This window comes from Thermaerobacter litoralis, assembly GCF_054654595.1.
Genome location: NZ_BAAIES010000006.1, coordinates 90,004 through 102,155 on the forward strand (window position 1 = coordinate 90,004; position 12,152 = coordinate 102,155).

14 protein-coding genes are annotated in these 12,152 nt (G+C 69.3%); 5 read left to right on the plus strand and 9 right to left on the minus strand.

The window, feature by feature from the left end; all coding sequences use genetic code 11:
* Window positions 1-178: 178 nt before the first annotated feature.
* Window positions 179-1,165: an IclR family transcriptional regulator gene (locus tag ACYQ02_RS04685; protein ID WP_460039283.1), complete on the minus strand. Its 987-nt coding sequence runs from the start codon at window positions 1,163-1,165 to the stop codon at window positions 179-181.
* A 301-nt stretch (window positions 1,166-1,466) separates the two neighbouring features.
* On the opposite strand from ACYQ02_RS04685, the gene ACYQ02_RS04690 reads away from it, so the two are divergent.
* Window positions 1,467-2,324, plus strand: a complete 858-nt coding sequence (locus ACYQ02_RS04690) for an alpha/beta fold hydrolase (RefSeq protein ID WP_460039284.1) — start codon at window positions 1,467-1,469, stop codon at window positions 2,322-2,324.
* A 38-nt stretch (window positions 2,325-2,362) separates the two neighbouring features.
* Entirely contained in the window at window positions 2,363-3,598 is a 1,236-nt protein-coding gene (locus tag ACYQ02_RS04695; protein WP_460039285.1) for a dipeptidase, read from the plus strand.
* Window positions 3,599-3,839: 241 nt separating this feature from the next.
* On the opposite strand, the gene hepT is transcribed toward ACYQ02_RS04695, so the two are convergent.
* Entirely contained in the window at window positions 3,840-4,283 is a 444-nt protein-coding gene (hepT, locus tag ACYQ02_RS04700; protein ID WP_460039286.1) for a type VII toxin-antitoxin system HepT family RNase toxin, read from the minus strand.
* The gene (gene mntA / locus ACYQ02_RS04705) at window positions 4,280-4,696 is read right to left on the minus strand and encodes a type VII toxin-antitoxin system MntA family adenylyltransferase antitoxin (RefSeq protein WP_460039287.1); all 417 of its coding nucleotides are present in this window, start codon (window positions 4,694-4,696) and stop codon (window positions 4,280-4,282) included. The genes hepT and mntA overlap by 4 nt, the downstream gene beginning before the upstream one ends.
* Before the next feature lie 460 nt (window positions 4,697-5,156).
* On the opposite strand from mntA, the gene ACYQ02_RS04710 reads away from it, so the two are divergent.
* Entirely contained in the window at window positions 5,157-6,569 is a 1,413-nt protein-coding gene (locus tag ACYQ02_RS04710) for a pyridoxal-phosphate dependent enzyme (RefSeq protein WP_460039288.1), read from the plus strand.
* Window positions 6,570-6,591: 22 nt separating this feature from the next.
* Here the strand turns inward: ACYQ02_RS04710 and ACYQ02_RS04715 are convergent, their stop codons facing one another.
* The 4 genes from ACYQ02_RS04715 to ACYQ02_RS04730 all read right to left on the minus strand — a co-directional run bounded on the left by ACYQ02_RS04715 (window position 6,592) and on the right by ACYQ02_RS04730 (window position 9,634).
* Window positions 6,592-6,840 carry a hypothetical protein gene (locus ACYQ02_RS04715; protein WP_460039289.1) on the minus strand — a complete coding sequence of 83 codons (249 nt, stop codon included), beginning with the start codon at window positions 6,838-6,840 and terminating at the stop codon, window positions 6,592-6,594.
* 61 nt (window positions 6,841-6,901) lie between these two features.
* Window positions 6,902-7,168, minus strand: a complete 267-nt coding sequence (locus ACYQ02_RS04720; RefSeq protein ID WP_460039290.1) for a hypothetical protein — start codon at window positions 7,166-7,168, stop codon at window positions 6,902-6,904.
* Window positions 7,169-7,271: 103 nt separating this feature from the next.
* Window positions 7,272-8,225 (minus strand): UTP--glucose-1-phosphate uridylyltransferase GalU, encoded by a 954-nt coding sequence (galU, locus tag ACYQ02_RS04725; protein ID WP_460039291.1) that lies wholly within the window; start codon window positions 8,223-8,225, stop codon window positions 7,272-7,274.
* A gap of 131 nt (window positions 8,226-8,356) precedes the next feature.
* Window positions 8,357-9,634, minus strand: coding sequence for a mannose-1-phosphate guanylyltransferase (locus ACYQ02_RS04730; RefSeq protein ID WP_460039292.1), 1,278 nt, complete (start codon window positions 9,632-9,634; stop codon window positions 8,357-8,359).
* Between the two features lie 312 nt (window positions 9,635-9,946).
* On the opposite strand from ACYQ02_RS04730, the gene ACYQ02_RS04735 reads away from it, so the two are divergent.
* Entirely contained in the window at window positions 9,947-10,195 is a 249-nt protein-coding gene (locus ACYQ02_RS04735) for a HEPN domain-containing protein (protein ID WP_460039403.1), read from the plus strand.
* A 48-nt stretch (window positions 10,196-10,243) separates the two neighbouring features.
* On the plus strand, window positions 10,244-10,633 hold the full coding sequence (locus ACYQ02_RS04740; protein ID WP_460039293.1) for a nucleotidyltransferase domain-containing protein: 390 nt from the start codon (window positions 10,244-10,246) through the stop codon (window positions 10,631-10,633).
* A gap of 59 nt (window positions 10,634-10,692) precedes the next feature.
* On the opposite strand, the gene ACYQ02_RS04745 is transcribed toward ACYQ02_RS04740, so the two are convergent.
* A complete protein-coding gene (locus tag ACYQ02_RS04745) occupies window positions 10,693-11,583 on the minus strand; it encodes a hypothetical protein (protein ID WP_460039294.1) in 891 nt (296 codons plus the stop codon).
* Entirely contained in the window at window positions 11,567-12,052 is a 486-nt protein-coding gene (locus ACYQ02_RS04750) for a PilN domain-containing protein (protein WP_460039295.1), read from the minus strand. Before ACYQ02_RS04750 ends, ACYQ02_RS04745 begins: the two co-directional genes overlap by 17 nt.
* Window positions 12,053-12,152 lie beyond the last annotated feature (100 nt).

The following is a 12,152-nucleotide window of genomic DNA, read 5'->3' on the forward strand; positions in this document are numbered from 1 at the left end:
CAGCGCCGCCAGGCCTTCCCTGGTCCTGCCGAAGGCGACGTCTGTCTTGTTGAATGCGATGCCCGGGGGCCGCCCTTGGGCTGCCCCCCATGCTGCACGTCCCATGCCCCCTGCACGGTCCCATGCCCCTTTCCAATGGCTCGTTCAGGCTTGTTCAGCCCTAAACCACCGGCTTGGCTCAGCCGGAACCCGCCGCGGCCCCCACCGCCCCGGCGTACCCCAGCTGGCGGGAGATGTCCCGGGCCGCCAGCCGCACCAGTTCGCCCAGGTGCTCGAGCCGCTCGCGGGGTATCCGGAGGGAAGGTCCCCCCGCGCTGACCCCCGCCACCACCCGGCCCCGGGCGTCGAAGATCGGTGCGCCGACCCCTCGCGCCCCGGTCTCGATGTCCTCGTCGCTGATCGCGTAGCCCCGCCGCCGGATCTCCGCCAGCTCCGCCCGCAGCTGCTGCGGGTCGACCACCGTCCGCTCGGTGTAGCGGGGCAGGAAGGGCAGCATGTCCAGGACCCGGTTCTGCTCGGCCTCCGGCATGAAGGCCAGCATCGCCTTGGGAACGGCCCCCGCGTGGAGCGGGCTACGGGCGCCCAAGGGCGTGGCCAGGCGCAGGCCCGCGGGCCCGTCCCGCCGGTCGATCACCACGGCCATGCCGTCGACCAGGGCGATCAGGTGGACCGTCTCCCCCGTCTCCGCCGCCAGCCGGTCCAGGATGGGCTGGGCGACCCGGATCAGGGAGCGTTCCTCCGCCGCCAGGACGGCCAGGCTGAGCAGCATCGGCGTCAGGACGTACCGGCCGTGGTCCCCAAGGCGGACGAGCCCGTAGGCCTCCAGGGTCTTGAGGCAGCGGAAGCACTGGTTCTTCCCCAGACCGGTGATCCGGGCCACGTCGGCCAGGCTGTGCTCGTGGGGCGGCTCGCGGAAGGCGAAGAGGACGTCCAGCGCCTTGACGACCGCGTGGATCACGTAGCCCTCCCGCGCCCCGCCCTTCCCCTGGCGGGCGCTCCCGGACCGTGCCGGGCCCGTCCCGGCCCGGCCGGCCCGGTGGCCGGGCGCCAGGCCCCCCGCGCCCCCTGGGTTCTGGCCCGCGTTTTCAAGGTCCCCGCCGGCCACCTTGCCCCGGCCGGCGGTCCCGGGGTGCCCGTCGTCCGGCGGGCCGTTCCTCCCCGTCACGGTCCTCCCCCCTTTCCACCGGCCCCCGGCGCCGGGCGGAAGGATGGAACGCCGGGCGCTGCCGAACGCCGGGGGCTGGGATATTTGACTAGATAAACCATAGCGGCGTGTTCAACCGCCGGATTAGTCCCTACCGATTCGCCCCGGGGGCGCCGGTTCCTGCTGCGTCCCCGGAGGATTTCGAAAAATTTTTGCCTGCAATCGACGGCGGGCAGGAGGAGCAGCCTGCGCGATGCCGAATCCACGGCACATCGCTAGGTCAAATTGGTTGATCTAGTAAAACCATCGTGGAGGTGAGACCATGCCCGAAGGTCCCCTGCGTGCCCGGATCAACGGGGTCGAACTGGTCTACGAGGTCTTCGGCGAGGGCGTGCCCCTGCTGACCCTGCACGGCGGCCCGGGCCTGGGCAGCCGCGCCGGCGATCGGGAGACCTTCCTCCCCTTCACCGAACTGGGGATGAAGCTGGTCTGCTTCGATCAGCGGGGCTCCGGCGAGTCGGAGGGGGCGCCCCCCTACAGCCACGAGCAATGGGTCGCCGACATCGAGGGGCTCCGGCAGCATCTGGGCCTCGGCAAGATGGTCCTGGCCGGCGGGTCCTACGGAGGGCACCTGGCGCTGGAGTACGCCCTGCGGTACCCGGAGAACCTGTACGCCCTGATCCTGCGGGACACGGCGGCCAGCAACCGCTACCAGGAGAAGGCGATCCAGACGGCCCTGGCCCGCAACCTGCCGGGGGTCGACCGGGAGATGCTCGCCCGCCTCTTCGCCGGCCAGGTCCGGGACGACGAGGACTTCCGCGCCTGCTACGCGGCGATCCTGCCCCTTTACGACTACGACCACGACCCGGAGCGGGCCCGGGCCAAGCTGGAGCGGATCCGCTTCCGGCACGAGACCCACAACTGGGCCTTCTCCCGCAACCAGCCCCAGTTCGACCTGACGAACCGGCTCCCCGAGATCCAGGTGCCGACCCTGGTGATCTGCGGCCGGCACGACTGGATCACCCCCCTGGAGGCTTCGGAGGAGATCGCCCGGCTGATCCCCAAGGCCCGCCTGGTGGTCTTCGAGCGCAGCGGCCATTCCCCCCAGGTGGAGGAACCGGAGACCTTCCGCCAGGTGGTGCGCGAGTTTCTCCTGGAGTTCGTGATGCGACGCAAATAGGGAACCCGCAAAAGGCAAGCGAGAAAGGAAGCGGTCTTGTGAGCAACCCCACTCCCCAAGGTCCCCTGGCGAAGAAGAAGCGCTACGACGGTTACCGCTCCTTCCAGTTCCTCGAGCCGGGCGTGGATTACCGGCCCTTCGTCCTGGCCAAGGAGATCGACCGGGTCTCGCCCTACGTGGTCGAGGTCTCGGACACCCAGGAGCAGCGGGTCCAGCGGCTGCTGGCTGAGAACGTGGTGATCTCCCTCCACGAGCACCTGATGGTGATCCCCGACGATGTCTCCCAGGTGTTCGACTACATCCGCGAGGGCCGGATCTTCACCGGGTACGAAGGCCTGGCGGCGTCGGGGCTCGATGCCGTGTGCGAGAACTTCCTCAACGGCGCCGCCACCATCACCTCCAAGATGGGCTGGAAGTGGACCGACATCATCCACGACATCGGCATGCGCTTTGCCGACCTGGCCCACCAGGACTTCGTGATCCGGGCCGAGCGGGTCGACGACATCCTGCGCGCCCACGCCGAGGGCCGGGTGGCCTTGATCCCCAGCCTGGAGGCGGCCACGCCCATCGAGAACGAGCTGGACCGGCTGGACGTGCTGTACGGGCTGGGCATCCGCATGATGGGCATCGCCTACAGCGAAGGGAACGCCCTGGGGTGCGGCCTGCGGGAGCCGCGGGACGGCGGGCTGACGGTCTTCGGCCGGCAGGCTGTCGAGCGGATGAACAAGCTGGGCATCGCCATCGACGTCTCCCACTCGGGCGACCAGACGGCCCTGGATACGATCCAGCACAGCAAGAAGCCGGTGTTCATCACCCACGCCGGCGCCCGGGCCCTCTGGCCCAGCCGGCGGCTCAAGCCCGACGAGGTGATCAAGGCCTGCGCCGAGCGGGGCGGGGTCATCGGCATCGAGGCGGCTCCCCACACCACCTTGACCCGCAACCACCCCGAGCACAGCATCGAGTCGGTGATGGAGCACTTCGAGTACTGCGTGGAGCTGGTGGGCATCGACCACGTGACCTTCGGGCCCGACCTGCTCTTCGGCGATCACGTGGCGCTGCACAAGGCCTTCGCCGCCCACCTGTCCATCGGCGCCAGCAAGGCGGCGGGCGAGGACCATCCCCATGTGCCCTACGTGCGGGGTCTTGAGAACATCGCCGAGGCGTGGCCCAACATCGTACGCTGGCTCGTCAAGCACAACTACTCCGACGACGAGATCAAAAAGGTGATCGGCGGCAACACCCTGCGGGTCCTGCGCGAGGTGTGGCACGGGTAGAACGTACAAGCGCCCGGGCGGCACGCAGGTCGGGACGGAGGCCGGAGGTCGGAGCCATGGGCTCTCCCCCGGCGAGGATGGGACGGCAGGGGGGCGTAGCGGGCATCGGGGCGGTGACGGAGGCCGGGGACGGAGGCCGTTACGAGGTAATTACGCGGAGCGCGGGGCGCGGGGTTGGGGTGCGGGGTGTGGGGCCGGTCGGGGGGACGGGCCCGCTCCCGCACCAGCCCCACCCTTCCATTCACGAATCACTGTCGCCGGGCAGCAGTTCCTCGCACCGGTTCAGCCACTGCGTGACGCGGTCCATGCCGTGCCCGAGGAACCAGCGGATGCCGTCCCACTTGTAGTCCAGGTACCGGTGTGCCAGGGTGTTCCGCAATCCGGCAAGGGTTGCCAGGTCCTGCGCCAGATCCTCCGGCGCCAGCTCGGCCGCCGCGAGGGCGAGCATGATCTCCCGGTACGTTCCGGGCGTAGGCTGACCCAGCGACGACAGCAGAATCTTACTGATGTCAAGCAACGCATTGGCCACGTTTTCGATGATGCGCTCCACGATGCGGCGGGCGTCCCGGTCAGACTGGTACTGCAGCCATGTGAGTTCTCTGTACCGCTGTAAGTCATCAAGTTCTTGCCGTGCAAAATCAATACGGACCCTGATTCCGTGCTGCTGCGAAGGAGTGAGGTTCACCGCCGTGCCTCCTTCGCGGCCCGCCGCCGCTCCTCCCAGAACGACTCCAGAAAAAGCCGGAAATCCTCGGCTTGGCGGTCCACATCCAGGACGAATTCCAGTTCGCCATATGCGTCCCGGGTAAGGAGCGGGATGCCGCGGACAGCGTCCTGCGCCACGAGGGGGTTGCCGTCGTTGAGGACCACCAGGTCAACCGGGCGGTGGACGGCCTGCTCGAGGCGCAGCTGAAGGGCCGCAAAGCGCTCGAAGTCGGGACGGGCCCGCATCCAGACGGCCACGTCGACGTCCGAATCGCTGCGGTCCTGGCCCCGGGCGACCGACCCAAAGAGCCAGGCCGAGCGCACATCTTCTGCCTGGATCAGAACGGCGCGCAGCCGCCGGATGAGGTCCTCAAGATGCTCCGGCCGCGCCATGCCCACTCCCCGCCTTTCCGTTGCACCGTTCCACCGGAACGGTCGATGGAGGAAGCCGTCAATCCCCGGACCAAGTCGCTTACTTCCAGCATACCACCACGAACGGCCGGACTACGGCCTGACCGGCTTGTTCGTTATCCGGCGGCCCGGGCGGCCGCGATGACGGCCGCGGCCAAGCCGTCGCGCGACGGCCTGACCGGCTTGTTCGTTGTCACCGCGGACCCGGTACCCGTTGACCGACGGTTCCGCCTTCGACCGCCGGCGTCCCGCCCGCGCCGGTGCGGCGGGCCATCGTGCCGGTGCCGATTGACGTCCCGGTGCAGCCCAGGTAGCCTGGCGAGGGATCGACCGACCCAGGTCAGCCAGGTCACCTAGCAGCGACTCGCCATTGGCATCTCGAAGGAGCGCACTGATCCAGGGGCTCATTGATACAAACGAAGTCAGCCGAGGAGGCCGGCCCATGTCCCTGACGAACCAGCCGCCTTTGGGCGTGCCCGCCGGCGGCACGAACCCGGGGGCCCCATCCCCTAGGGATGCGAACCCGGAGGCGCCCAACCAGGGCGCCCCGGACCCGGAGCGCCAGCACCTGGCGGATGACCCGGCCTGGCGCGAGGAACTCCTCGCCGCCCGGGCCCGCATCGCCGGCATCGCCGTCCGCACTCCCCTGATCCCCTCCCCCGCGCTGTCGGAGCGGCTCGGAGCGGAGGTCTACCTCAAGCTCGAGACCCTTCAGCCCACGGGCTCCTTCAAGCTCCGCGGCGCGGCCAGCAAGGTGGTGCGCCTGGCGGTATCGGATCGTCCCGGCCACGGCAGGCCGGCGGGTGCCCCGGCGTCGGACCCGGCGCCCCGTCGCCCTGTCCCCGGCGTCGTGACCTTCTCCACCGGCAACCACGGCCGGGCGGTGGCTTACGTGGCCCGGCGGCTGGGCCTGCGGGCCGTGGTGTGCGTCTCCCAGGGCGTCCCGCCCCTCAAGCTGGAGGCCATCCGCCGCCTGGGCGCGGAACTGGTCTTCGCCCCCACCCAGGACGACGCCGAGGCCCTCTGCGCCCGCCTGGCCGCCGAGCAGGGGCTGGTGCCGGTTCATCCCTTCGACGATCCCGACGTCATCGCCGGCCAGGGCACCGTGGGTCTGGAGATCCTGGACGACTTGCCGGATGTGGACGCGGTCATCGTTCCGCTGTCGGGGGGCGGGCTATTGTCGGGCGTGGGGCTCGCCCTGCGGCACGTCGGGCGAGGCGGGACCGGTGACCCGCCGGGCGTCGCGGTCACGCAACCCGCCGGCACCACAAGCCCACGGCCGGCGGCTGCCGCGGGCCTGAGGCGGCCCGTTACGGCCCCCCAGCTGATCGGCGTCTCCATGGAACGGGGGCCGGTCATGTTCCACAGCCTCCGCGCCGGCCAGCCCATCACCCTGCCGGAAGAACCCAGCCTGGCCGACAGCCTGGTGGGCGGCATCGGCCTGGACAACCGCTGGACCTTCAGATTGGTCAGCGAACTGGCCACCGATGCCGTGCTGGTCTCCGAAGAAGCCATCGCTCGGGCCATGGCCTTCATGCTGGAGGAGCACGGCCTGCTGGTGGAAGGCGGTGCCGCCACGGCCGTGGCGGCCCTTCTCGAGGCGGGTCGCGAGATGGGCCCGCATCGCGAGGCGGTTCGGGAGACTGCCGGCGGCATCAGTTGCGAGGGTGGCAACGGTGCGGGCGGCGCAGCCGCCGGTGGTCGTCGCAGCCCCGCCACGCTGCACGGCGTCTTCCCGTGGGCTCTAGGCAGCCCCCTCCCCAAACCGCGACAGATGGTCGTGGTGGTGACGGGCCGCAACGTCGACCCGCGGAAGGCGGCCGCGTTCGTCCGGGATGACCCGGCGCGCCGATGAGCCCGCGACGCGACCGGCGTGCCTACACCACCGCCGGTTCGAGCAGGAAGAGCCGCGGACGGTCCGGCGCCGCTTCCAACCTTGCCCGCACCCCCAGCGGCAAGGACAACATCGGGTCGGTGTGCCCGAAGTCGAAGTCCACCACCACGGGGATGTCGTGGCCGCGCACGGCCCGGAGCACTACCTCGTCTAGCGGGTCGTCCTCCCGGAACCCGACCCGTGGGTGGAACCGGCCCAAAACCAGCCCGGCAATGCGCCGGAACGCGCCCATGGGGCGGCTGAATGGCCAGTCCGGCTGTTACCGGCGTTGGGGCCCCGCCGGGACCGGCTGGCTACCGCTCCCGGCGGGCCGCCGCCCGGCCGAGGGCGTACCCGCCCCATGCAACTAGGAATACGATCAGGCCCATGGGCACGACCCACCCGAAGAGCCGGGCGGAGGTGCTCACCCCGGGTAAAACAACAGCCGCCGGTCCGTCTTCCGCCAGGTAGCGGATCAGCAAGAAGGCGACCAGCCACAGGGCGTTGACGGCACCGGCGACTTGGATCCGCTCCATCGGATCGCCCCCGCCTTCCCCCGTTCCCGCGCTGCTGCGCCCCACCGCTCGGGCCCCCCTACCAGCGATCTGGCGTCCCCGACCGCGATGCCTTCACCGTACTCGGCGGACTCGGCCGCCGGATGGACCATTCTTCCCAAGGGGGACGCTACCGCGGCCGCCGGAGCGGCGCCGGCCCGGCCTGCCGCGTGGCCGCGGCCTGTTCGACCCCCGGCCAGCGGCCCGCCTTAAGCTCCTCCACCAGCCCCACCAGGTAGTCGCGGAAGTCGGGCGCCAGCTCGGGCCGCATCAGGGCGAACTCCACCGTCGCCTGCAAAAAGCCCAGCTTCTCCCCCACGTCGTACCGGCGCGACTGGACCTGATAGGCGTAGACGGCCTGGCTCTGGGCCAGCAGCCGCAGGGCATCGGTCAACTGGATCTCGTCGTTCTTGCCGCGCCCCACCCGCTCCAGCAGGTCGAAGATCTCCGGCTCGATGATGTACCGGCCGACGATGGCCAGGTTCGAGGGGGCCTCGGCGGGGTCGGGCTTCTCCACCATGTCCCGGACCCGGAACAGCCGCTCGCCCACCGGCTCCCCGTCCACCACGCCGTAGCGGCGCACCTGCTCCCGGGGCACCTCCCGCACCGCCACCACGCTGGCCCCCGTCTCCCGGTGGCGGGCGATGAGCTCGGACAGGGCCGGTTCTTCCCCGATGAAGATCTCGTCGCCAAGGAGGACGGCAAAGGGCTCATCGCCCACGTGGCGACGGGCCTGCAGGACGGCGTGGCCCAGTCCCAGCGGCTCCTTCTGGCGCACGAAGTGCACGTCGGCCAGGTCCGCGATATACCGCACCCACTCCAGCATCTCGTCCTTGTTGCCGCGCTCCAGGTGCCACTCCAGCTCGACGGAGCGGTCGAAGTGGTCTTCGATGGCGCGTTTGCCGCGGCCCGTGACGATCAGGATGTCGTCGATCCCGGCGGCCACCGCCTCTTCCACCACGTACTGGATGATGGGCTTGTCGACGACGGGCAGCATCTCCTTGGGCTGGGCCTTGGTGGCCGGCAGGAAGCGGGTGCCGAGACCCGCCGCCGGGATCACGGCCTTGCGGACGGTTTGCGGCAAGGGACGACCCTCCCTTTGATTCACAGGCACATCCGACGACCCCGGTGGATCCCAATTCAACCCGTTCAATCCATTCGGACAAGGCGCCGGGGGCATTCGGGGTCAAGGTTCGACGCGGGTGGCCGGGCGCCTCAGCGGGGCTCCCGGCCGGCCGCCACGGGAGCCGGTTCCACCACCGGCAACCCGCCGGCCCGCGCCAGGTGCCGCAGCCTCTGCTCCAGGGTGGTCAAGGCCTGGCGCAGCCCCTCGATGCTGTCCTTCCCCGCCACCAGGACGCCGTCCCGGGTCGCCGCCAGCACCAGGTCCCGCACCCCCAGGACCACCGCGGGCAGTTCTTCGGTCAGGACGGTGACGCCAGACGATCCCTCCACCACCGCCGGCCCGGCGCCCATCACCACGTTGCCGTGTTCGTCGGGGGTCCCGTGGCGCTCGATAGCCAGCCAGGAACCCAAATCGTCCCAGGCAAACTCCCCGCGGATGCACAGGATCTGCCGGGCCCGCTCCAGCACGGCGTAGTCGACGGAAATGGAGGGGAGGGCATGCCAGCCGGCCTCCCAGAGCCGCTGGGGCTCTCCGGCCGCGATACGGGCGGCCAGCCGCGCCAGATCGGGCGCCAGGCGCGCCAGCTCTGCCCCGAAGACGCTGTTGCGCCAGGCGAACATCCCGCTGTTCCAGAGGTAGCGCCCCGCGGCCAGGAAGGCCGCCGCCTGTTCGGGGCCGGGTTTCTCGACGAACCGGCGAACGGGCACGGCGGCCGTCACCCCGTCGCTCCCACCGCCGCCCCCGGCTCCCGGGTCGTTCGCCGCCGCGACGCCGCCCCTGTTGCGGAGGCCGCCGGGTCCCTCGGGATCGAGGGCCGACGCCGACGCCGGGGCCGCGGCCGCGGCCTCGGCTTCGCCCCGGTCCCCGGTGCCGGGTTCCTCCAATTCGATGTAGCCGTACTGCGTCTCCGGGCGGGTGGGCTGGATGCCGAAGGTCACGAGCCCCTCGGCGGCTTCCGCGGCGTCCAGGGCGCGGGCGGCGGCGCGAGCAAAGGCCTCTACGTCCGGGATGTAGTGATCTGCCGGAAGAACCAGCACCGTGGCGTCGCCATACCGGCGCGCCACATGGCCCGCCACCAGGGCCAGGGCGGGCGCCGTGTTCTTCCCCGACGGCTCGATCACCAGGTGCTCGGGCGCCAGCGACGGCAGCACCTGGCGGGTCAGGCCGGCGTAGGCGGCGCCGGTGACGACCCAGACGTCCTCGATCCCCGGGACGGCGCGGGCCCGCTCCCACGTGGCTTCGAGCAGGGTCTTCCCGCCAAAGAGCCGGAGGAACTGCTTGGGACGCTGGGGCGTGCTGGCGGGCCACAGCCGGCGGCCTTCACCGCCCGCCAGGATGACGGCGATCCGTGGCAACGGGGGCATCATGCCTCTCCCTTCTGGCAATCCAGCAATTGCCGTATCCATCTTTCACAAGGGTAACATGCTGGGGGATGACAAACAACGTCATTGCAACCGCCTGGGGTGGCGGCCGACCCATTCCGCTACGGCGTCTGATCGATACCATGGCCGAATCCGTAAGCTTCATGGATACAATAGTTACATGTGGCTGCCCATTGAGTGACCTACCGTTCCATACCAAACCCATAGCCACTATGGAGGTCACCGGCTGTGAACCGGGCCCGAGACTGGTTTGAACAGGCGCGCATGAACCTGCGCCATGCCGAAAACAGCGTTGAGATGGGCGATTACGCCTGGGCGTGTTTTGCTGCGCACCAGGCAGCCGAGGCGGCTCTCAAGGCTCTTCACCTCTTCAAGGGCCAAGTCGCCTGGGGGCACTCCGTTCGTGTCCTCTTGGAGAACCTGCCCTATACGGCCCGGCCTAGTAGGGGCTTCATCGAGAGCGTAAGCCTCTTGGATCGGCTCTTCATACCGACGCGGTACCCTGAAGCTCACCTGCCGGACCCGCAGCCGTGCACTATTCCTTGAGGGATGCCAAGGAAGCCGTTCGATTGGCTCGTAAGGTGGTGGAACACTGTGCAGGTCAAGGTCTGGAAACTTGACCGCAACGCCGTCCTCGGCCAGCTACGGAGCTGGGCCGCCGGACTGCTGGAGCAGGACCGGACGGTGCAGGCCGTTGTCCTGTTCGGCTCCATGGCACGAGGCGACGCCACGGCGCACAGCGACGTCGACGTGTTGATCGTCCTTGATCGATCCAATCTTCCGTTTCACCGTCGCATGCCGATCCCCTACCCGCCATTGGACCGGCCCGTGGAGCTTTTTCCCTACACCATGGCCGAAGTCGCGACGATGCTGCGCGAAGGCTGGGGTATGGCCGTGCCGGCCGCCCGGGAGGGGTTGGTCCTGGCGGATCGGGACGGGGTATGGCAAACGTCGCGGGCGCGGTATGCCGTCGATCCAGCGTAACACGAGTGCCAGCTGCCAGCGGTGGGCCTCACATCGGCGCAGCGGCCAATGTGGCATCGTCACTGGCTCGGCTGCGCCTCCGGGCCCTGGGCCTCCGGGTTCGCGTCCCCCACCCCGGACGCGGTGTTCCCAGCACCTTCAAGGTCACGGACGGATACCGGTGCCCCCTGGACAATGGGGGGCGCACCTTTGATGTAAAGACTACCGCGGATGCGCATCTGGTAAAGCTCCCCGTCCGGCTGCTCGCTGGCCGCCCAGGCCTGGACCCTGAGGCCCGGGTCGCGGCCCAGGGACCCAAGCAAGTCGGCCAGCTGGCTCCAGGTCCCGGTTGCCGTGACCTCCATGACCACCCGACCGTATTGGCTTGCCTCGGGGGAACGGGGAACCTGACTCCGGTCATGACCGGAAGCCACCTGCTCCGCCCGCCCAGCCGAAGTCCCTTGCTGGGCCGGGCCGCCCGCTTGGGATGCCGCCTCCTCCTGGTCACCAGGCTCGACGTTGGGTGTAATCGCCTGATAGGGTTCAAACACCACCGAGACCAGCTGGGTACCAGTGGCCCCGGCCTGGCGAGCAATTCGCGTCACAACCCCCGGCAACTGGTCGACGGGTATCAACGTTGCCTCTGCCTCAGCCACCTGGGCCTCCAGCTGCGGTAGTTCCCTCGCTAATTTTGCCAGCGATGCGGCGGCCGTTTCTGCGTCGGCAACTTCCCGCATGGCGAGGGCGTATTCGTCGCGCAACGCTGACCACCGCTGAATCTCCGGCAACACCATGAAAGGGACGAATATCAAAGCGAAGGCGACCGCGATCAGCAATAGCCAGGGCGCCAAACGGATCAGCATCGAAGAATTCGCGGTAATTCCCGTCAATCCCACCGGTACAGCCGCCCCATGTTCCCCACGCGGCCGGTTAGCCGGATCGGGGATGGGGCCTTTAAATTCCACCGCCATGGCCTGCCGCCTCCCCGAGCCACCCCTCCACCTGGAACGTCACTGGCCCGCTCTCCATCTCCGAGGACCCGCCGCTGGCTTCGGACTGCCCAGCGGTGGCCACGCGGACGTAACGGAACATCCCTCCCGCCTCGAGCGCCCGGGCAAAGCGCTCGACGCTCTCATAATCCGTTGCTGTACCCGTGATTAGGACGAATCCGCCGTCAGCCACGTTGGCCGTCAGAAGGCGCGCCCCGTCGGGTAAAGCCGCTGCCAGGCCATCGGCAAATTCTTCCATGCCAGTATAACCCGGCGGGAGGGCACGCAACACCTCTAACTGTTGCAGGAGTCGGGCGCGGGCCTGAACCGTTCCGGCGTACCGAACTGCGTCAGCCTGCCAACGGGTTTGCTCGGCCTTAGCTGTAGCGATCTGTTGCTGAAGCTGGGTATTCTTCAGTGACAGCCCGAGCCACCCCATGACCAGACCCACGTCAAGGGCAGCCCCGAGGGTAAGCGCACCGACCAACAGGGTGGCTACCCTTGCACGGCGGGCTGGTAGGGCGGGACGCAACAGGTTCATGGCAGGTACT